Genomic DNA, 18,322 nt, shown 5'->3' on the forward strand with positions numbered 1-18,322 from the left:
ATCGGCATCCGCGTGGACCCCCGGCCCGCGGTGCACTTGAGTGCACCCCGGTCCGGGGGTCAGCCACCGGGCCGAACAGGCGTACGAGGATCATGGCGGCCATGCATGCCCTGCTCTCCGCCTTCGCCCCCATCTGGGTCCTGACCGGCATCGGTTACGCGGTCGGGCGCGGCGGGCTGCTCGGGGAGCAGGCGGAGGCCGTGCTCGGCCGGTTCGTCTTTCATGTGGCCATGCCCGCCGCCCTGTTCACGATGGTGTCGGGGGCGAGCCCGGACGTGTTCGGCCATCCGTCGATGGTGGCGTTCGCGGCGAGCACGGCCGTCGCGGCGGGGGCCGGCTATGTCCTGGTCCGGCGGGTCTTCGGCCGGGGGCGGGCGGACGCGGCGATCGGGGCCATGTCCGCGGGCCATGTGAACTCCGCGAACCTGGGCATCCCGGTGGCGGTGCAGGTGCTGGGCGACGCCTCGTTCATCGCACAGGTGATTCTTTTTCAGGTGCTGGTGCTCTCGCCGGTGATCCTGACGCTGGTGGACTCCGGGACGGGCGGGACGGACGGGGCACCAGGGGCGGGCGGGCGGCGCCCGCCCGGCGGGGTGCGGCGGCTGCTCACCATCCCCCTGCGCAACCCGATCATCCTCGCCTCGCTGCTCGGTGTGGCCGTCTCCGCGACCGGGCTGCGGCTGCCGGCCGCCGTGACGCACCCGTGCGATGTGCTGGGCGCGGCGGCGGTGCCCACGGCCCTGATCACGCTCGGCCTGTCGCTGCACCGGGGCCCGGGCGGCGGGGGCCGGGGACGCCGGGAGCGGGCGGAGACGGCGGTGGTCGTCGCCGTGAAGACGCTGGGCCAGCCGCTGGCCGCCCTGCTCGTCGCGGGCCCGCTGCTGCGCCTCCCGGACCACCAGCTGCTCGCGGTCGTGCTGTGCGCGGCGCTGCCCACCGCGCAGAACTCCTTCATCTACGCCCGCGAGTACGGCCTCGGCACCGGGCTCGCCCGCGACGCGATCGTGGCCTCCACGCTGGTGTCGATGGTCACGCTGTCGGCGGCGGCGTGGGCGCTGGGGCCGTGAGCCGTTCGGGTGGCGGGGCGGCGGCTCCGGGCGGATGCTGGAGGGGCGACGATCCACCTGGTGAAGGGGTGCGGGGACGCTTTTCCGTCCCCGCACCCCTTTGTGCCGGCACCAGCCGGCGCGGCCCCGCGAGCACGTACGTGATGAGGAACCCGAGCGCGACGACGGCCGCCCCGCCCACCGCGTCCAGCACCCAGTGGTTGGCGGTCGCGACGATCGCGGAGACCGTGAACAGCGGATGCAGCACCCCGAGCGCCTTCATCCACACCTTGGGGGCGAGCAGCACGATGATCACCCCGCACCACAGGGACCAGCCGAAGTGCAGCGAGGGCATCGCCGCGTACTGGTTGGTCACCGCAGTCAGCGCCCCGTAGTCCGGCTTGGTGAAGTCCTGGACCCCGTGCACCGTGTCGATGAAGCCGAGCCCGGGCATCAGGCGCGGCGGGGCCAGCGGGTAGAGCCAGAAGCCGACGAGCGCGAGGAGCGTGGCGAAGCCGAGGGTGGACCGGGCCCAGCGGTAGTCGGCGGGGCGGCGCACGTACAGCACGGCGAGGATCGCCAGCGGGACGAGGAAGTGGAACGTCGCGTAGTAGAAGTCGAAGAAGTCCCGCAGCCGGCCGACGCCCGCGACCGCGTGGTTGATCCGGTGCTCGATGTCGATGTGCAGCCACTGTTCGAGCGAGTGGATCTGGTGCCCGTGCCGCTCGGCGGTGTCCCGCCCGGCCGTGGCGGCCAGCCTGACATGCCCGTACGCGGAGTAGACGACACGGATCAGCAGGAGTTCCAGGAGCAGATTGGGCCGGCTGAGCACCCGCCGCCAGACGGGCAGCAGCGGCACCCTGCTCCAGCGGGCCGGGACGGGCTTCGCGTACGCGGTGGGCACGGGCTTCTGCCAGTACGGGGAGGTGCGCGGCAGGAACGGCGTCACGCAGGCCGCCCCGAGCGCGGCGATGAGCAGCACGTTGTCGCGTACCGGGAACACCGCTCCGACGTTCGGCAGCAGCATCGTGCCCGGCAGCGTCGTCACCAGGACCACGACGGCCGGCCACACCAGCCGGTCGGCGGCGCTGCGGCCCGCCCGGCCGACCACGGCGAGCAGCACCCAGAGCAGCTGGTGCTGCCAGGCGGTCGGGGACACGGCGACGGCGACGCAGCCGGTGACGGCCACCGCGAGCAGGAGCTGTCCGTCGCGCGCGTACCGCACGGCGCGGCGCAGGCCGATGGCGCAGACGGCGGCGGCGAGCGTCAGGAACAGCGCGATCTCCGCCGGTCCGGCGAGGCCGAGGCGCAGCAGCGCACCGTGCAGGGACTGGTTGGCGAGGCTGTCCGCCTGGTCGCCGAGGCCGGCCCCGGCGACATGGTGCACCCAGTACGTCCACGAGTCGTGCGGCATCGCGGTCCAGGCCAGCGCGGTACAGGCGGCGAACGCGGCGGCCGCGGTGAGCGCGGAACGGCGTCTTCCGGTGAGCCACAGCAGCAGGGCGAAGAGCAGCACGGTCGGCTGGAGGGCGGCGGCCACGCCGATGAGCACCCCGGCCCTGCGCTCGCCCCGGACGGTGAAGAGGCCGACGAGGACCAGGAGGACGGGCAGGATGCTGACCTGGCCGAGGTAAAGGGCGTTGCGCACCGGCAGCGAGAGCATCAGCAGGCTGATCGCGACGGGCGCGGCGAGCAGCGCGGTGCGCCGGCCGACCGGGCCGGGCAGGGCGCGGGCGGCGACGAGGCCGAGGGCGGCGACGAGCAGCAGCGAGCCGAAGGTCCAGGCGACCCCGAGGCTCTGTTCGGCGGTGCGGGTCAGCGGCTTGAGGACGAGCCCGGCGAACGGGGTGCCGGTGAACCGGTCGGTGTCGTACAGCGAACCGGTCACATGGAGCACCCCGCCGTCACCGGTCCAGGTCTTCAGATCCGTGAGCCGTTCGCCCGGCGGCTGCCGCAGCACCACCGCCATCTGCCGGACGGCCAGTGCGGCCACGACCAGCCAGAGCACCGCCCGTACCGTTCCGGTTCCCGCTCCCGCCGTCGCCCCTGTGCTGCCACCGTGCTCCGCGTTCGCCACGCTGCGCCGACCCTCCAAGGTCTGGATGCCGGCCGATTGTCCGGCATGTGTGAAACCTTCGCATTGTGCTCTTGGGTAGACCCAATCAACCCCTTTTACGCCTGACTGTCACCCGGCTTTGGCCGAAAGTCCGCCTGCCCGGGTGCCCGCCGAAGCCGGAACCGGGCGGGGCCCGCGCACGTCTGAGCCCGTGATCAATAACGACGGGGAGGACGGAAGATGCGCCGCGCGGGGAGAGAAAAAGGGACGGGGGGCTGGGCGGTCCGGGGGCTCTCCCTGCTCCTGATGCTGGTGTCGCTCCAGGTGGGGTCGCTGATCGCACCGGCGTACGCCTGCGGCTGCGGGGCGATGGTGGTGAACCGGGACAGCCGGGTGGCGGTCGACCGGGAGACGTCGGCGGTCGGCTGGGACGGCCGCACCGAGCAGATCGTCATGCAGCTGAGCGTCCGGGGGAACGCGCCGGACGCGGCCTGGATCATGCCGGTCCCGCACCGCGCCACGGTCGAGCTGGGCGACGCGGCCCTCTTCTCCGAGCTCAAGGCGATCACCGCCCCGGTCACCGAGGAGCGGCACTACTTCTGGCCCCGTGACAAGGACTGGCCGTTCGGCGGCTCCGGGAACTCGTCCGCCGACGGCGCCGGGGCGCCCAAGGCCGCCGCCCCGGTGGACGTGGTCGGCCGGGAACGGCTCGGCCCGTTCGACGTGGCACGGCTGGCGGCGACCGACCCGGCGGCGCTGGAGAGCTGGCTGGAGGAGAACGGCTTCGAGCTGCCGGACCGCCTCGCCACGGCCCTGACCCCGTACGTCGACCAGAAGTGGGAGTACGTGGCGGTGCGCCTCGCGCCGGAGAACCAGGGGGGCACGCTGAGCGGGACGCTCGAACCGCTGCGGCTGCGCTTCGCCAGCGACCGGCTGGTCTATCCGATGCGCCTGTCCAGGCTGGCCGCCACCCCGCAGTCGCTCGGCCTGTACATCCTGGCCGACCACCGCATGGAACCGCGCGGCGCGATCGGCGGGCGGCCCCCGAAGGTCTCGTACGCGGGCCGCGTCGACCCCGCGAAGCAGCCGTACGAGGCGCTGGCGGCGGTCACCGGGGACAAGCCGGTCTTCGTGACGGCCATCGACCAGTACTTCCCGTCGCCGGAGCGGATCGACGGCGACCACGAACTGCGGGCGACCGCCGAGGACACCCCGTACCGGACCGTGGTGTACCGGGACACGCTGCTGACCTGGGCCGGCATGCCGGCCTGGGTGCTGACGCTGCTCGGCGGCGCGCTGCTGGTGGTGGCCCTGCCGCTGTTCCTGGTGGTACGCGCCAGGCGACGGCGGCCGGTGCTGCCCCCGCCGCCGGTGCGTTAGGGCCTTTGGTTTGGATCATGCCGGTCAATCCCGCCCCGCCGCATGATCACGCTTCGGCTCCGGGCTGTGCGGGCGCTCCTTGCTGGAGCCGCTGGTCTCCCGCGTCAGCTCGGAGACCAGGGCGACCAGGTCGGTCGGCCGGTCCGGCCCCCACCAGTCGCCCAGCAGCTCGGCCAGGGAGTCCTCGCGGGCCTGGGCGAGCTTCACCACCGCCTCCGCGCCCGGCTCGGTGAGCACCATCTGCACTCCGACCCGCCGGACGAGCCCGCGTCCCTCCAGCTGCCGGGCGGCGTCGTTGATCACTCGCAGCGGCACGGGCGCCACCTCGGCGAGCCGGGCGGGCTCCACCGTGCCGTGGCGCTTGATCCGCAGCAGCATCCAGCTGGCGGCGGGCAGCAGGTCGAAGCCCGCCTTCGCGGTGATCTTCACATAGACCTCGCGGCGGCCCTCCCGGGTGGCCAGCACGGACAGGGCCCGCGCGCACTCGTCGTACGAGGAGCGCTCGACCGGGTTGGACGCCAGGGTCTCGCTCGGGTCCGGCGCCGTCACCGAGCCGCGCAGCTTGTCCTCCTTGAGCAGCCAGGCGAAGAGGAAGGCGACCAGGACGACGGGGGCCGCGTACAGGAAGACGTCCGTGATCGACGTCGAGTACGCCTGGAGCACGGGCCCCCGCAGCGCGTCCGGGAGCTGCCCGATGGCGCGTGGGTCGGCGGCCAGGCTCTTCGCGTCGACCCCGGGCGGCAGCGGCCGGCCGGCGAGCGCGGCGCCGAGTTTGTCGGTGAGCCGGTTGGTGAAGATGGTGCCGAAGATCGCCACCCCGAACGAGGCGCCGATGGACCGGAAGAACGTCGCGCCCGAGGTCGCCACGCCGAGATCCCGGTACGAGACGGCGTTCTGCACGACCAGGACGAGCACCTGCATCACCAGGCCGAGGCCCGCGCCGAACACGAAGAAGTAGACGCTCATCTCCCAGGTGCCGCTGGACACCGTCAGCCGGTGCAGGAGCAGCAGCCCGATCGCCGTGATGCCGGTGCCGGCGATCGGGAAGACCTTCCAGCGGCCCGTCCGGCTGACGATCTGCCCGGACACCGTCGAGGTGATGAGCAGCCCGAACACCATGGGCAGCATGTGGACACCGGACATCGTCGGCGTGATCCCGTGCACGACCTGGAGGAAGGTCGGCAGATAGGTCATCGCGCCGAACATCGCGAAGCCGACGACGAAGCTGATCACCGCGACGAGGCTGAAGGTCCTGATCCGGAACAGCTTCAGCGGCAGCACCGGTTCGACCGCGCGCCGCTCCACGGACACGAACGCGATCAGGAGCACCACGGCCAGCACCGCGAGGCCGATGATCTGCCACGAGCCCCAGGCCCAGGTGGTGCCGCCGAGCGAGGCGACGAGGACGAGGCAGGTGGCGACCGAGGCGATGAGGAAGGTGCCCAGGTAGTCGATGGTGTGCTTGGTCCGGCGGACCGGGATGTGCAGCACGGCGGCGATCACGAGCAGCGCGACGACGCCGATCGGGAGGTTGATGTAGAAGACCCAGCGCCAGCTGAGGTGCTGGGTGAAGAAGCCGCCGAGCAGCGGCCCGAGGACGCTCGTCGCACCGAACACCGCACCGAAGAGCCCCTGGTACTTACCGCGTTCGCGCGGCGGGACGATGTCCCCGACGATCGCCATCGACAGCACCATCAGACCGCCGCCGCCGAGCCCCTGGAGGGCGCGGAAGCCGATCAGCTGGGGCATGTTCTGGGCGAGGCCGCAGAGCGCGGAGCCGATCAGAAAGATGACGATCGCGGTCTGGAACAGCTTCTTGCGCCCGTACTGGTCGCCCAGCTTCCCCCAGAGCGGGGTCGCGGCGGTCGAGGCCAGCAGATAGGCGGTGACCACCCACGACAGGTGTTCGAGCCCGCCGAGGTCGCTGACGATGGTGGGGAGCGCGGTCGAGACGATGGTCTGATCGAGCGCGGCGAGCAGCATGCCGAGGAGCAGGGCGCCGATCGCCACCAGGACCGACCGCGTGGAGCGGTCCCCGCCGGGGGCCTGGGCGGTCGGGCTCAGCTGCTGGGCCATGAGACATCTCCTCGGATCCGCTACACCCCCATCCTGTCTGTTCTGCCCCGTTATGGCCTGCCGGGAAGCCGGATGATTGGGCTTCTCGGCGGGGGGCTGCATAATCGCAGGCAGTTCAAGGGGAGGGGACCCACGATGGCCGGACATATATGCCCGGAGTGCGGTACGGAGAGCAGACCGGGCGCCGGTCCCGGCTGCGCCTGCGCGGGCCGGAACACCGCTACGCCGGGTTACGTCACCGACCCGGAGCGGGCCGCCGAGCAGCAGCGCGTCGCCGACGAGCACCACGCGGGGCGCTCCGCGGAGATGGCCGCGGCGGAGGACTTCGACCCGCTGCGCATCCGCCCGTACGTGACGCTGGGCGACGGCACCGCGACGGCGCCCACGCCGCCCCCGCCGGGCGCTCCGCGGGTGTACGCCCCCGAGGGGGACGCGGCGACCACGATGCCGCTGTTCCTGGACCCGGCGGCCGGCGCGCAGCGGGCGGCGGAGCCCGGCACCGCCCTCCTGCTCACCGACCCCGACCCGGTGACCCCGCGCCGCCGCAAGCCGTTCGCCGCGGTGATCGCGGGGGCGGCCGTGGTCGCGGTGGTCGGCACGGCGGCCTTCGTCGGCGGGCTGTTCAACGGGGACGGCGGCGGCGAGGCCGACCTGGACCAGGCCCTGCCCTCCACGGTGGCCAGCCTCCCCGAGGAGAGCGACGAGCCCGCCCCGTCCGCCTCATCCTCGCCCTCCGCGTCACCCAGCCGTTCCGCCTCCCCCACCTCGTCCGCGTCGGCCTCCGCATCGTCGTCCGCCTCCGCCTCGTCCTCCGCCTCCCCGTCCCGCTCCGCCACGGCCTCCTCCTCGGCCCCCGGCACGGGCGCCGCGCCGTCCCCGTCGGCCACCGCGAGCAGCAGCGCCCCGGTGGAGGGCGTGGCTCCGCCGCCTTCGTCGCAGGAGGAGGCGGGGACGCTGCGGCGGGGCGACCGGGGCGCGGAGGTCGCGGAGCTCCAGAACCGGCTGCGGGAGGTCTGGGTGTACAACGGCCCGGTCGACTCGGACTACGGGGACAGGACGGAGCAGGCCGTGAGCGACCTCCAGACCTGGTGGAACATCGGCGGGGACCCGGAAGGCGTCTACGGCCCGAACACCCGGAGCCGCCTGGAGGCGGTGACGACGGGGCGCGGGCGCCGCTGAGGGGCCCGCCCCGGAGGGGATTCGCATTCGCGACCACCTTTTTGTATCGTGGAGAAACAAAGTGGCCCCTGCGCGCACCCCCTGACCGGCGGGCGGGGGCCGCTTGATCTCCCGCGCCGCCCACCCCCGCGGCGATCGCTTCCCCCGCTCTGGAGCCCGCCCATGCCGGCCACCGCCCTCACCGCCCACGCCCTGCTGCTCGACATGGACGGGACCCTGGTGAACTCCGACGCCGTCGTGGAGCGCTGCTGGCGGCGCTGGGCGCTGCGGAACGGCCTGGACCCGGAGGAGGCGCTGAAGGTCGTCCACGGCCGGCAGGGCTACGCCACGATGGCGGTCCTGCTCCCGGAGCGCCCGATGGAGCAGAACCACGCGGACAACAAGGTGATGCTCGCCGAGGAGACCGCCGACACCGAGGGGGTCGTCGCGATCGGCGGCGCCCCCGCGTTCATGGACGCCATCGCCGCCCTTCCGCACGCCCTGGTCACCTCGGCCGACCTGGCGCTGGCGACGGCCCGGATGGGCGCCGCCGGGCTGCGGATGCCGGACCTCCGCGTCACCGCCGAGAGCGTCGGCGCCAGCAAGCCGGACCCGGAGGGCTTCCTCAAGGGCGCCGCGGCGCTGGGCTTCGCCCCGGCGGACTGCGTGGTCTTCGAGGACTCCGAGGCGGGCATCGCGGCGGGCCGGGCGGCCGGCATGCGCGTGGTGGGCGTCGGCCCGCGCGCCGGGGCCCACTCCCCGGACGCCCAGGTCGCCGACCTGACGCAGCTGCGCGTCGAGGCGGCGGCGGACGGCACCATCACGCTGCACGTCGACGCGCGGTAGTCTCCCGGCGGGGCACCCGAAGCCCCGCCCACCGCGCGCGCCGGGACCGGCCGCGCGCACCCCGGGGCCGCCGGCCCCACGTCAGACACCAGCACCACGAACCTCCGTACGGCCCCCGCCCACCCCGGGCGGGGGCCGTACGCATGCGCTCCCCCGCAGGTCATGGGCGCCGGCGCCGCGCCGGACCGGCTCACCGCGCCCGCGCGCACGGACCCTTGCGCTCCCCGCGCCACGAACCCCTTTGTCAGATCCCTTGATGTGACGTGCCCATGTCGCCATCGTGTTACCTGGCGCCCACCCCACGGAAACCCGGTGCCGCCACGATGGCCGGGCCGTTCATGACAGCCCGTCCACATCCCCCCACATCAAGGGAGTTCGCATGTCAGGTGTCTACGCGCGTCGCATAGCCGTCCTCGCCGCATCCGCCGCACTCGCCGCCACCACCGGCCTGCTCACCGCGCCGAGCGCCCAGGCGGCCATGCCCACCCCGATCGCCGCATCCACCGCCCGCACCTATCTGAGCCAGCTCACCGTGAAGGCGGAGGGCTCGTCCAGCGGCTACAGCCGGGACAAGTTCCCGCACTGGATCACCCAGTCCGGAGCCTGCAACACCCGCGAGGTCGTCCTGAAGCGGGACGGCACGAACGTCACCCAGAACTCCAGCTGCGCGGCGACCAGCGGCAGTTGGTATTCGCCGTACGACGGCGCCACCTGGACCGCCGCGTCCGACGTGGACATCGACCACATGGTGCCGCTCGCCGAGGCATGGCGCTCGGGCGCGTCCAGCTGGACCACCACCCAACGGCAGGCGTACGCGAACGACCTGACCCGCCCGCAGCTGATCGCGGTCACGGACAACGTCAACCAGTCCAAGGGCGACAAGGACCCGGCGTCCTGGATGCCGCCGCGCGCCGCGTACAAGTGCACCTATGTGCGCGCCTGGGTCCACGTGAAGCACTACTACAACCTGTCCGTCGACCCGGCCGAGAAGTCGGCCCTGCAATCCGCGCTCAGCGGCTGCTGAACGCGAGGCTCAGCGGCTGCTGAACGCGGGCGCACCCACCCCGCGACTCCCACCCCGGTGGCCCCACCGGCCGACGCCCCGACGACGGGCGCGGCCGGTGGGGCCACCACGCGTTTTCGGCCTACTACGGCTGTCCATGACAAGCCACATCCCGCTCCGCGGACCGGCCGGCGGGCCACCGGTCCGCCAACGGGGCGCGAGGGGCCCGGAACTCCGGTGGGACTCCTGTGAGAGCCGGGGGTGCCGTGGTGGGAGCCCCCACCGCCGGGACCGGACTCCCGTGGCCGGAAAACTGCGCCGCCATTGGTTCAGGCCAGACAAAGGAACGAGGCTGCCCAGTTCGCGGCGGTATTGGCGCGCCGGACGGCTCATAACGGCCCGTCGATTTTCAGCCAGTCGACAGAACGTTGAACTTGCAAGTATTGGTGAGGTCTACCTAATCTTTTGCGCCCAGTCGGTTCACGTCCCCACCAGACCGAAGGAGCCTCCCCCCATGACCCCACACCTCCACCGAGCACAGCCCTATGCCCTCGCGCTCTTCCGCATCGTCGTCGGCGGGCTCTTCGCCTGCCACGGCGCCGCCTCGGTCTTCGGCGTCCTCGGCGGCGCCCACGGCGGCGGCTCCATACCCGCCGGCACCTGGCCGGGCTGGTACGCGGCGGTGATCCAGCTCGTCGGCGGCGTCCTCGTCGCCCTGGGCCTCGGCACCCGTCTCGCCGCCCTGGTCTCGTCCGGCTCCATGGCCTACGCCTACTTCACGGTCCACCAGTCGCACGCCCTCCTTCCCCTCCAGAACGGCGGCGAACCGTCGGCCGTCTTCTGCTGGGTCTTCCTGCTGCTCGTCTTCACCGGCCCCGGCGCGCTGGCCCTGGACAACCTCCTCACCGCCCGCACCCCGGACCGCCAGGACCGGGACCACACCCAGGAACAGAACTCCCCGGTCGCCGTCTGACCCGCTCCCCGCTCCCCCCTCCCCCGGGCCCGCTGACCGACCGGGCCCCGCACACCCCTCGCGTACCGCCGGGAAACCGCTCCCCGGCGGTGCGCGCCCAAGCCCCACCCGCCCCGGGGTGCCCAACATCACGCATATATATGGATCACCGGGTGAACGGCAGGCGTACGCTGTACAGCTGACCCTGCCGCTCCTGCCGCTCCCCTGCGACGTCGCGGCGTTGTTACCGATCGGGGAGTAGACGGTGCTGGAGAGTGTGGGTGCGCTGACCGGCAGCCCATGGATCTATGTCGTGGTCGCCCTCTCCGTGCTGCTGGACGTCTTCCTGCCCGTACTGCCCAGCGGCGTGCTGGTCATCACCGCCGCCACGGCCGCCGCGGCCGGCACCACCGGTGTCGCCGCCGACGCGGCGGGCGCCGCCCGTCAGGTGACCCAGGTCCCCTCCCTGCTGGCCCTCGTCCTGTGCGCCGCCACCGCCTCGGTGCTCGGCGACTTCGCCGCGTACCGGCTGGCCCGGCACGGCGGCGAGCGGCTGGACCGCGCCATCGCCCGCTCCCGCCGCCTGACCTCCGCACAGGAACGCCTCGGCGCCGCGCTGAGCCGGGGCGGCGGCATCCTCGTCGTCATCGCGCGCTTCGCCCCGGCCGGGCGCTCGGTCGTCTCGCTGGGCGCGGGCGCCTCGCACCGCAAGGCGAAGGAATTCCTGCCCTGGTCGGCCGTCGCGGGCGTGGCCTGGGCCGGCTACAGCGTGGGGCTCGGCTACTTCGGCGCGCAGTGGCTGGGCGCGAGCTGGCTGGGCACGGCCGTCTCGGTCCTCGCCCTGTTCCTCGCGGGCTCCTTCGCCGCGCTGCTCATGCGGCGCCCGGCCGCCGCCGCGGCCGCCGCGCCCCCTATGGCTTCCTGACCCCGCCCCGTATCTCCAGTCCGTCGAGCAGCCGGGCGGTCGCCTCGGCGATCTCGTCCACGGCCCGGTCGAAAACCTCCCTGTTGTGCGCGGCGGGGGCACGGAAGCCCGACACCTTGCGGACGAACTGGAGGGCGGCGGCGCGGATGTCGTCCTCGGTGGCCTCTTCGGGCAGGACGGGCGGTCGGAGCGTCTTGATACTGCGGCACATGACTCCAGTGTGACCCGTGCCACTGACAACGGCACACACCCTGCCCGGAGCGGCCGGTCAGATGACCGGTTTCCGTGCCGTGCACAGGGCCCAGATGACGAAGGTGTCGATGGCGAGGGAGACCACGGCCCAGACCGGCTGGTAGGGCAGCCACATGAAGTTGGCGATCATATTGAGCGCCGCGAGCCCCACACCGGCCCCGCGCGCCCAGGCGGAGCCCCGGAGGATGCCCCAGCCGACGATCGCTATGACGATGCCGAGGATGAGGTGGATCCAGCCCCAGGCCGTCACGTTGAACTTGAAGACGTAGTCGTTGATCCGCGCGTACACGTCGTCCGACGCGATACCGGCGATGCCCTTGATCGCGTCGAGCACCCCGTCCACCAGCAGCAGCACACCGGCGAACATGACCCCGCCGGACGCCCAGGGGTTCTCGTCCTCCGGGCGCGGTGCGGAGGGCGGGGACGGGGTGCCCGGCGGGGGCGCGGTCTGTGCCATGAGGACTCCAGGGCCGGAGGGGACGTACAGGTCAGACCGACCCTGCGCCGCCCTTCCCGGCGCGGCTAGGTGGAAACACCCGTACGGGTGACGCCGGCGGCCTCCGCCCCGTCCCCGTTCCCCGCCTCCTCCGCCGCCACACCGCGCGGCCGCCCCGAAGTCCCCAGGACCACGAACACCGTGGCGACCAGGAGTACCGCCGCCACGACCCGCAGCCCGTCGGACATCGCCGGGGCGAAGGCGGCCGCGTGGGCGGCCCCGGTGCGCCCCGCGCCCGTTTCGGAGGCCAGCACGGTGCCGACGACGGCGACACCGAGCGCCGCCCCGATCTCGCGCGCCGCCGTGTTGAGCCCGGAGCCGAGGCCGCTGCGGTGCGCGGGCAGCCCGGCGACGACGGCCGCGGTCAGCGCGGGCGCGCAGAGCCCCGTACCGGCGGAGATGACGAGGAGATGGACGGCGTACAGGGCGTACGGGGTGCTGCCGTCGGCGGTCGAGACGAGGAACAGGCCCAGGCCGATGACCGCGAGCCCGCCGCCCGCCACCGGGCGGATGCCGTACCGGTCCTGCCAGCGCGCCCCGAACTTCGGCATGACGGCCATCCCGACGGTGAGCGGCACGATCGCCACCCCGGCGAGGCCGACCGGGAAGCCCTTCACGTACTGGAGGTACTGGGAGTTGACGTAGAACAGCGCGAACAGCCCGAAGAAGGCCGCGGCGATGCCCAGGGTCCCGGCGCGCACCGCCGGCGATGCGAAGATCCGGGGGTCGAGCAGCGGTCGTGCGGCGCGCAGCCCGTGGACGGTGAACACGGTGAGCAGTACGGCTCCGAGGCCGAAGGCGGTCAGCACCCGCGCCGAGCCCCAGCCCTGCGGCGGGCCCTCGATGATCCCGTACACCAGGGCGGTGAGGGCGGCGACGAGCAGCAGCGAGCCGACCGGTTCGGGCGCGGCGTCCGAGCGCTCGGGGCTGCGGGGTGTGAGGCGGGCGACGGCGAGGGCGAGCAGCGCGGCGAGCGGCACCATCGCCCAGAACAGGGCGCGCCAGGTGGCGAACTGTCCGGCGAGACCGCCGCCGACGTTGCCCGCGAGGCCGCCGAGGCCGGCCGCGAGCGTCCAGGTCGCCAGCGCCTGGGACCTGCGGGCGGGCGGGGTGAGGGTGATCAGGAGCGACATGGTCGCGGGCATGATCAGCGCGGCCCCGGCCCCGCACACCCCGCGTCCGGCGATGAGCACGGCGGGGACGGTGGCGAGCGCGCTGACGGCGGCACCGGCCGCGAAGAGACCGAGTCCGGCGAGCAGGGCGCCCTTGCGGCCGAAGCGGTCGCCGAGCGCGCCCGCCGGGATCAGCAGCCCGGCGAAGACGATGACATAGGCGTCGACCGACCACAGGATCTCGCCGGCGGACGGGTGCAGGGCGGAGGCGGCGAGCTGCGGGATGAGCAGGTTGACGGCGGCGACCATGCCCTGTGCGACGAGCACACAGGCGCAGAGCGCGTACTGCGCGGCGGGGGTGAGACGCGGGGCTTTCCGGGTATGCGGGGCCTTCTGGGCATACGGGGACAACACTCCTCCTGGGAGCCGTGGCGGGTGGGATGTGCTGTCCACCGTAGAGTTGGCATGACTTGCTTTCCAATGCATCTTTGACAAGGGATGTATGCGCGTGACGCAATCCGGCCTTGACCTCAATCTCCTGGTCGCCCTGGACGTTCTCCTGGACGAGTGCAGCGTCTCCGGGGCCGCCGCCCGGCTGCATCTGTCCGAGCCCGCGATGAGCCGCACCCTCGGCCGCATCCGCAAGGCGCTGGGCGATCCGGTGCTGGTGCGCGCCGGGCGCACGATGGTGCCGACCCCGCACGCCCTGGCCATTCACGGTGAGGTGCGCGCGGTCGTGGAGCGGGCGCGCGGGCTGTTCCTGTCGGGCGGCAAGGTGGACCTGCGTGCCCTGTCGCGGACGTTCACGGTGCTGGCCCAGGACCTCCTGGCGGCGGTCTCCGGGCCCGCGCTGTTCGCCCGGATCGCCCGCGAGGCGCCGGGCGTACGGCTCCGGTTCCTGATGGAGAGCCATGTGGACGGCCCGTTCCTGCGCGAGGGCGCCGCCGACCTGGAGGTGGGGGTGCTCGACACGCGTTCCCCGGAGGTCCACGGCGAACACCTCTACGACGACCGGATGGTGGGCGTGGTGCGCCCGGGCCACCCGCTCCTGGCCGGGGAGATCACCCCGGCCAGGTTCGCCGCCGCCGACCATGTGACGGTGTCCCGGCGCGGCCGGACGACGGGCCCGGTGGACACCGCCCTCGCGGAACTCGGCCTGAGCAGGCGGGTCGTGGCCAGCGTGGGCACCCTGCCGTCGTCCCTGTTCATCCTGCTCCGCAGCGATCTGGTCGGGCTCGCGCCACTGCGGACGCGGTCGTTGACGGAACCTCTGGGGCTGCGGACGTTCGAACTCCCCCTCCCGCTGCCGCCGCTCCCCTTCGGCATGGCCTGGCACCCGCGCCACGACGCGGATCCGGCACACGCCTGGCTACGGGAGTGCTTCCGGCAGCTGGCCCGTGATGAGGCACCGGACGGCGACGGCGGCGGAAATCCGCTGTTCCCCGTTCCGCCGGGCGGCTAACCTCCCCTCACCCGACGGCCCGAAGGAGGGAAAGTTGCCCGGTAGCCCGCGCACGCGCTGACGTCGTAGAACGACCCGTCATCGCGTGCTGCCTTCGAGCGCGGCACAGCGAGCCCTTCCCGCCGGACCGCCGACGCACACCTCCGCGTCGGGTGGCGGCGGAGCCTTGCCGTCCGCAGCCCGAAGGGGCCATCGTGCATTCCGATTCCCGTATCCACTCCCCCGCCCTCCGGCGGGATTCCGGTTTCCTGCGCCTGTGGGCCGGGCAGACCGCCTCCCAGTTCGGCGAGCAGGCGCTCCTGGTCGTCCTGCCGCTGGTCGCCGTCGTCTCGCTGCACGCCGACGCGGGGGCGCTCGGTCTGCTGCGCGCGGTGGAGCAGGCGCCGATCCTGCTGCTGTCGCTGTTCGCGGGCGCGTGGGCGGACCGCCGCCGCACCCGTACGGTGATGGTGGCGGCGGACCTCGGCCGGGCGCTGGCCCTGGCGGCGGTCCCGCTCGCATATCTGCTCGGTGTGCTGGGGCTGCCGGTCCTGCTCGTGGTGGCCGCCCTGCTCGGGGTGGGCAGCGTGTTCTTCGACGTGGCGTACCAGGCGTCGCTGGTGCGGCTGGTGGACCGCGCGCTGCTGATGCGGGGCAACAGCGCGCTGGAGGGCAGCAGGTCGGCGGCGCGGATCGGCGGCCCGGCGCTCGGCGGGGCGCTGATGTCGGTGTTCTCGCCGCTGCTCGCGGTCGTCACCGGTGCGGGCTTCTTCGTGCTGTCGGCCGTGTCGATCGGCCGCATTCGCCGCCCGGAACGCGTGCCCGCCCCCGCCGGGGCCCCGGCACCGGTCCTGCGGCGCGTCCACGAGGGGCTCCGCTTCGTGGCCCGGCATCCGGCGCTGCGTGCGGTGGGGCTGGCTTCGGCCCTGTTCCAGTTCTCGTTCGCCGCGCTGATGACGGTCTATCTCCTGTTCCTGCCGCGCGAACTGGGCCTGTCCGGCGCCGAGGTGGGCCTGGCGCTCGCGGCGACGGGCCCGGGCGCGGTGCTGGGGTCGCTGCTCGCGGCACGGCTGCCGGAGCGGCTGGGGTACGGCGTGGTGCTGGTGGGGTCGGCGGTCCTGGCGGACGGCGTGCTGCTCGGCGTACCGGCGCTGCACGGCTCCGGGCCCCTGGTCCTGCCCGTGCTGATGGCCGTCAACCTCGTCTTCGGTACGTTCGGGCAGCTGGTCAACGTCACGGTGATGTCCGTACGCCAGGCGGTCACGCCGGTCCGCATCCAGGCTCGGGTGGTGGCGACGATCAACTTCGCGGGGATGGGCCTCACCCCCTTCGGCTCCCTGCTCGGCGGCTTCCTCGCGGGTACGTGGGGGCTGCGCCCGAGCCTCCTCGTCACGGCGGTCGCGCTCGCCCTCTCCCCGCTCTTCATGGCGCTCTCCCCCTTGGCCCGCCTGGGGAAGGTCCTTCCCGTGGCAGCTCAGGGCGGCCCGTCATATGCCGGTGAGTGACCCATGCCTGGCGTACGATACGGGCATGAGCGAACGTGCGATGCAGGAACCGACCCTCCTCCTCCTGACCGCCCTGGCGGACGAGCCCCGGCACGGTTACGCCATCGCGCGCGAGGTCGAGACGATCTCCGGCGGCCGGGTCAGGATGCGCACCGGCACGCTGTACGGGGCGCTGGAGCGGCTGCTGAACGAGGGCCTGATCGAGGTGCACGCGGAGGAGGTCGTGGACAGCCGGCTCCGCCGCACCTACACGCTCACCGCGACCGGCCGGGAGACCCTGGCCGCCGAGGCGCGGCGGATCGCCGCCACCGCGCGCGAGGCGACCCGGCGGCTGGGTGTCGCCGGGAAGCCGGCCACCGCATGAGCGCCCCGCTGCTGCGGCTCTACCCGGCCGGTTACCGCCGCGCCTTCGGGGCGGACATCGCGGAGGCGTACCGCGAGGCGACCGAGGGCGCGGGCCGGACCGCCCGGTTCCGGGAGGCGGGCGACATCGTGGCGCACGCGCTGCGGATGCGGCTGCGCCTCGGCTCCGCGCACCCCGCCGGCCGCCTGTTCGCGGCCGCCGCGCCCTTCGCGCTGGCCGCGACGGCCGCGTACGCCGCCTTCGGCCTGGTCTCGGTGCTCGGTGACTGGCGGCTGAGCGGGAACCCGGACTCCCTGGTCCCGCTCAGCTTCGTCATGATCGGCTGCGACCTGGTGACGCTGGCGGGGGCGGTCCTGGCGCTGGGCGGGCGGTTCGCGGCGGGGGCGCGGTGCGCGTTCGCGGGCACGCTGGCCCAGGAGTCCGCGCTCCTCGTGGTCCCGCTGACGGCCGGGGTGCTGCCCCCGGCCGCCGCCGTCCCGTATCTCCTGGCCCCGGTCGCGGTGGCCGCGCTGCCGCTGACCTGCCCGCCGGACCTGCGCCCGCCCGGGCGTGCCCTGGGCGCCGCGGCCCGGGTCGCGCTGCTGCTGTGGACCGGGCTCGCGGTGGCCGCCCTGCCCCTGGCGGACACCGGCAGCCAGCTCGCGTACATGCTCTGGCGGCTGTGCGTCCCGATGGCCGCCGCCCTGCTCCTGGCGGGCCGCCCGGCGCTGGCCCGGCTGCGCACGCCCGGCCGGTTCGCGCTGGCCGGGGCGCCGTTCGTCGCGATGGGGTACTGCGCCGGGGCGGTGGACCGGGACACCGTGGTCCCGGCGCTGGCCGTCGTGGCGGCGGCGGGGGTGGCACTGCGGCTGTGGTGGCTGCGGGGCGGGCCGAGCACCGGCTGAGGAGGCCGGGCGGGTACCGGCCGAGGGCGCGGGGGTGTCAGGCGGTCACGCGTATCTTCGACTGCCCGTGCCCCAGCTTCTCCCAGTCCTCCATGAACCGCGCCCGCAGCCCGTGCTTGGCGGCGAGGTCGATCAGGGTCTCGGTGCGGTAGTAGAAGTCCTCGCGCAGCACCTGGTGTTCGGCGCCGGTGGTGCGGTCGAAGGTGAAGTCGAAGTGCCCGCCGGGCGCCAGGACGCGGCCCACGTGGGCCAGGCACTCGTCGATGATCTCCAGCGGCGAGTGGGAGAACACGCTGTGCGCGTGGACGACGTCGAAGTGCGCGTCGGGCAGGAAGTCCAGCGTCAGGTCCTTGGTGATGGTCAGGTGCGGCACCTTGGCCTGAAGCCCCTGCGTGGTCAGCGTCCGCTTGGCGGCGATCAGGATGTCGGGCGAGATGTCGATGCCGTAGTAGTGCCCGGGCTCCAGATGGTCGATGAACCGCCAGCCGGCCCGGAGATTCCCGCATCCGATGTCGAGCATCCTGGCGCCGGGGGCGAGCCCGTGCTCCACGAGGTAGTCGAACTGCATCTGCCCCAAGGCCAGCCACCGTTCGTGCGTCTGGCTGCCGACGGCGGCCTCCGGGTTGCGCCGGGTGTCCGAGGCCATCACGGCCCGGTAGTAGTTCACGTGGTCCGGGTGCTTGAAGGCCAGCCACCGGTCGCGGGCGGCCCGCTTCAGATAGGGCGCGATGCGGTCCGGCCGGCTCGCGGCGTAACGGACCTTGTGGGCCAGGGACTCGCGGTTGGCGACGAGGTTCTTCTTGGATGCCATGGCGCCACTATAGGT

17 protein-coding genes are annotated in these 18,322 nt (G+C 73.4%); 11 read left to right on the forward strand and 6 right to left on the reverse strand.

The genetic code is table 11. The features are described from left to right. Window positions 1-92 precede the first annotated feature (92 nt). On the forward strand, window positions 93-1,067 hold the full coding sequence (locus OG338_RS07495) for an AEC family transporter (RefSeq protein ID WP_405936576.1): 975 nt from the start codon (window positions 93-95) through the stop codon (window positions 1,065-1,067). On the opposite strand, the gene OG338_RS07500 is transcribed toward OG338_RS07495, so the two are convergent. Beyond that, entirely contained in the window at window positions 1,030-3,054 is a 2,025-nt protein-coding gene (locus OG338_RS07500; protein ID WP_405936577.1) for a bifunctional glycosyltransferase 87/phosphatase PAP2 family protein, read from the reverse strand. The two genes, OG338_RS07495 and OG338_RS07500, sit on opposite strands and share 38 nt — an antisense overlap. Window positions 3,055-3,408: 354 nt before the next feature. Here OG338_RS07500 and OG338_RS07505 point away from each other — a divergent pair, with 354 nt between their 5' ends. Further along, window positions 3,409-4,482, forward strand: a complete 1,074-nt coding sequence (locus OG338_RS07505) for a DUF2330 domain-containing protein (RefSeq protein WP_405940348.1) — start codon at window positions 3,409-3,411, stop codon at window positions 4,480-4,482. Between the two features lie 24 nt (window positions 4,483-4,506). Here the strand turns inward: OG338_RS07505 and OG338_RS07510 are convergent, their stop codons facing one another. After that, the gene (locus OG338_RS07510; protein ID WP_405936578.1) at window positions 4,507-6,705 is read right to left on the reverse strand and encodes a DHA2 family efflux MFS transporter permease subunit; all 2,199 of its coding nucleotides are present in this window, start codon (window positions 6,703-6,705) and stop codon (window positions 4,507-4,509) included. Between OG338_RS07510 and OG338_RS07515 the strand changes: the two genes are divergently transcribed. The 5 genes from OG338_RS07515 (at window position 6,694) to OG338_RS07535 (ending at window position 11,442) form a co-directional block, all read left to right on the forward strand. Beyond that, window positions 6,694-7,737, forward strand: a complete 1,044-nt coding sequence (locus OG338_RS07515; RefSeq protein ID WP_405936579.1) for a peptidoglycan-binding protein — start codon at window positions 6,694-6,696, stop codon at window positions 7,735-7,737. The genes OG338_RS07510 and OG338_RS07515 overlap by 12 nt on opposite strands. A gap of 162 nt (window positions 7,738-7,899) precedes the next feature. Then, window positions 7,900-8,562, forward strand: coding sequence for an HAD-IA family hydrolase (locus tag OG338_RS07520; RefSeq protein ID WP_405936580.1), 663 nt, complete (start codon window positions 7,900-7,902; stop codon window positions 8,560-8,562). 379 nt (window positions 8,563-8,941) lie between these two features. Beyond that, window positions 8,942-9,586, forward strand: a complete 645-nt coding sequence (locus tag OG338_RS07525; RefSeq protein WP_405936581.1) for an HNH endonuclease family protein — start codon at window positions 8,942-8,944, stop codon at window positions 9,584-9,586. Window positions 9,587-10,079: 493 nt separating this feature from the next. Further along, window positions 10,080-10,538 carry a DoxX family protein gene (locus tag OG338_RS07530; protein ID WP_405936582.1) on the forward strand — a complete coding sequence of 153 codons (459 nt, stop codon included), beginning with the start codon at window positions 10,080-10,082 and terminating at the stop codon, window positions 10,536-10,538. A 244-nt stretch (window positions 10,539-10,782) separates the two neighbouring features. After that, window positions 10,783-11,442, forward strand: a complete 660-nt coding sequence (locus tag OG338_RS07535) for a DedA family protein (RefSeq protein WP_405936583.1) — start codon at window positions 10,783-10,785, stop codon at window positions 11,440-11,442. On the opposite strand, the gene OG338_RS07540 is transcribed toward OG338_RS07535, so the two are convergent. From OG338_RS07540 to OG338_RS07550, 3 genes are all read right to left on the reverse strand, one after another. Continuing rightward, window positions 11,429-11,653 (reverse strand): DUF2277 domain-containing protein, encoded by a 225-nt coding sequence (locus tag OG338_RS07540; RefSeq protein ID WP_405936584.1) that lies wholly within the window; start codon window positions 11,651-11,653, stop codon window positions 11,429-11,431. The genes OG338_RS07535 and OG338_RS07540 overlap by 14 nt on opposite strands. Window positions 11,654-11,710: 57 nt before the next feature. After that, window positions 11,711-12,151: a hypothetical protein gene (locus tag OG338_RS07545; RefSeq protein ID WP_405936585.1), complete on the reverse strand. Its 441-nt coding sequence runs from the start codon at window positions 12,149-12,151 to the stop codon at window positions 11,711-11,713. 65 nt (window positions 12,152-12,216) lie between these two features. Then, entirely contained in the window at window positions 12,217-13,713 is a 1,497-nt protein-coding gene (locus tag OG338_RS07550) for an MFS transporter (protein WP_405936586.1), read from the reverse strand. Window positions 13,714-13,804: 91 nt separating this feature from the next. Here OG338_RS07550 and OG338_RS07555 point away from each other — a divergent pair, with 91 nt between their 5' ends. The 4 genes from OG338_RS07555 (at window position 13,805) to OG338_RS07570 (ending at window position 17,496) form a co-directional block, all read left to right on the forward strand. Next, window positions 13,805-14,764 (forward strand): LysR family transcriptional regulator, encoded by a 960-nt coding sequence (locus OG338_RS07555; protein ID WP_405936587.1) that lies wholly within the window; start codon window positions 13,805-13,807, stop codon window positions 14,762-14,764. Between the two features lie 194 nt (window positions 14,765-14,958). Then, entirely contained in the window at window positions 14,959-16,248 is a 1,290-nt protein-coding gene (locus tag OG338_RS07560; RefSeq protein ID WP_405936588.1) for an MFS transporter, read from the forward strand. Window positions 16,249-16,273: 25 nt separating this feature from the next. Then, window positions 16,274-16,612 carry a PadR family transcriptional regulator gene (locus OG338_RS07565; RefSeq protein WP_020207434.1) on the forward strand — a complete coding sequence of 113 codons (339 nt, stop codon included), beginning with the start codon at window positions 16,274-16,276 and terminating at the stop codon, window positions 16,610-16,612. Further along, on the forward strand, window positions 16,609-17,496 hold the full coding sequence (locus OG338_RS07570) for a hypothetical protein (protein WP_405936589.1): 888 nt from the start codon (window positions 16,609-16,611) through the stop codon (window positions 17,494-17,496). The genes OG338_RS07565 and OG338_RS07570 overlap by 4 nt, the downstream gene beginning before the upstream one ends. Before the next feature lie 37 nt (window positions 17,497-17,533). On the opposite strand, the gene OG338_RS07575 is transcribed toward OG338_RS07570, so the two are convergent. After that, entirely contained in the window at window positions 17,534-18,307 is a 774-nt protein-coding gene (locus tag OG338_RS07575) for a class I SAM-dependent methyltransferase (RefSeq protein WP_405936590.1), read from the reverse strand. Window positions 18,308-18,322: the final 15 nt, after the last annotated feature.

It is taken from the genome of Streptomyces sp. NBC_00726 (genome assembly GCF_045161735.1).
In the GTDB taxonomy this organism is placed as follows: Bacteria; Actinomycetota; Actinomycetes; order Streptomycetales; family Streptomycetaceae; genus Streptomyces.

Coding starts and splice junctions, on each gene's coding strand:
- OG338_RS07495 (WP_405936576.1), top strand. CDS start 93: ATGGCGGCCATGCATGCCCTGCTCTCCGCCTTCGCCCCCATCTGGGTC.
- OG338_RS07505 (WP_405940348.1), top strand. CDS start 3,409: ATGCTGGTGTCGCTCCAGGTGGGGTCGCTGATCGCACCGGCGTACGCC.
- OG338_RS07515 (WP_405936579.1), top strand. CDS start 6,694: ATGGCCGGACATATATGCCCGGAGTGCGGTACGGAGAGCAGACCGGGC.
- OG338_RS07510 (WP_405936578.1), bottom strand. CDS start 6,705: ATGTCCGGCCATCGTGGGTCCCCTCCCCTTGAACTGCCTGCGATTATG.
- OG338_RS07520 (WP_405936580.1), top strand. CDS start 7,900: ATGCCGGCCACCGCCCTCACCGCCCACGCCCTGCTGCTCGACATGGAC.
- OG338_RS07525 (WP_405936581.1), top strand. CDS start 8,942: ATGTCAGGTGTCTACGCGCGTCGCATAGCCGTCCTCGCCGCATCCGCC.
- OG338_RS07530 (WP_405936582.1), top strand. CDS start 10,080: ATGACCCCACACCTCCACCGAGCACAGCCCTATGCCCTCGCGCTCTTC.
- OG338_RS07540 (WP_405936584.1), bottom strand. CDS start 11,653: ATGTGCCGCAGTATCAAGACGCTCCGACCGCCCGTCCTGCCCGAAGAG.
- OG338_RS07545 (WP_405936585.1), bottom strand. CDS start 12,151: ATGGCACAGACCGCGCCCCCGCCGGGCACCCCGTCCCCGCCCTCCGCA.
- OG338_RS07555 (WP_405936587.1), top strand. CDS start 13,805: ATGCGCGTGACGCAATCCGGCCTTGACCTCAATCTCCTGGTCGCCCTG.
- OG338_RS07565 (WP_020207434.1), top strand. CDS start 16,274: ATGAGCGAACGTGCGATGCAGGAACCGACCCTCCTCCTCCTGACCGCC.
- OG338_RS07570 (WP_405936589.1), top strand. CDS start 16,609: ATGAGCGCCCCGCTGCTGCGGCTCTACCCGGCCGGTTACCGCCGCGCC.
- OG338_RS07575 (WP_405936590.1), bottom strand. CDS start 18,307: ATGGCATCCAAGAAGAACCTCGTCGCCAACCGCGAGTCCCTGGCCCAC.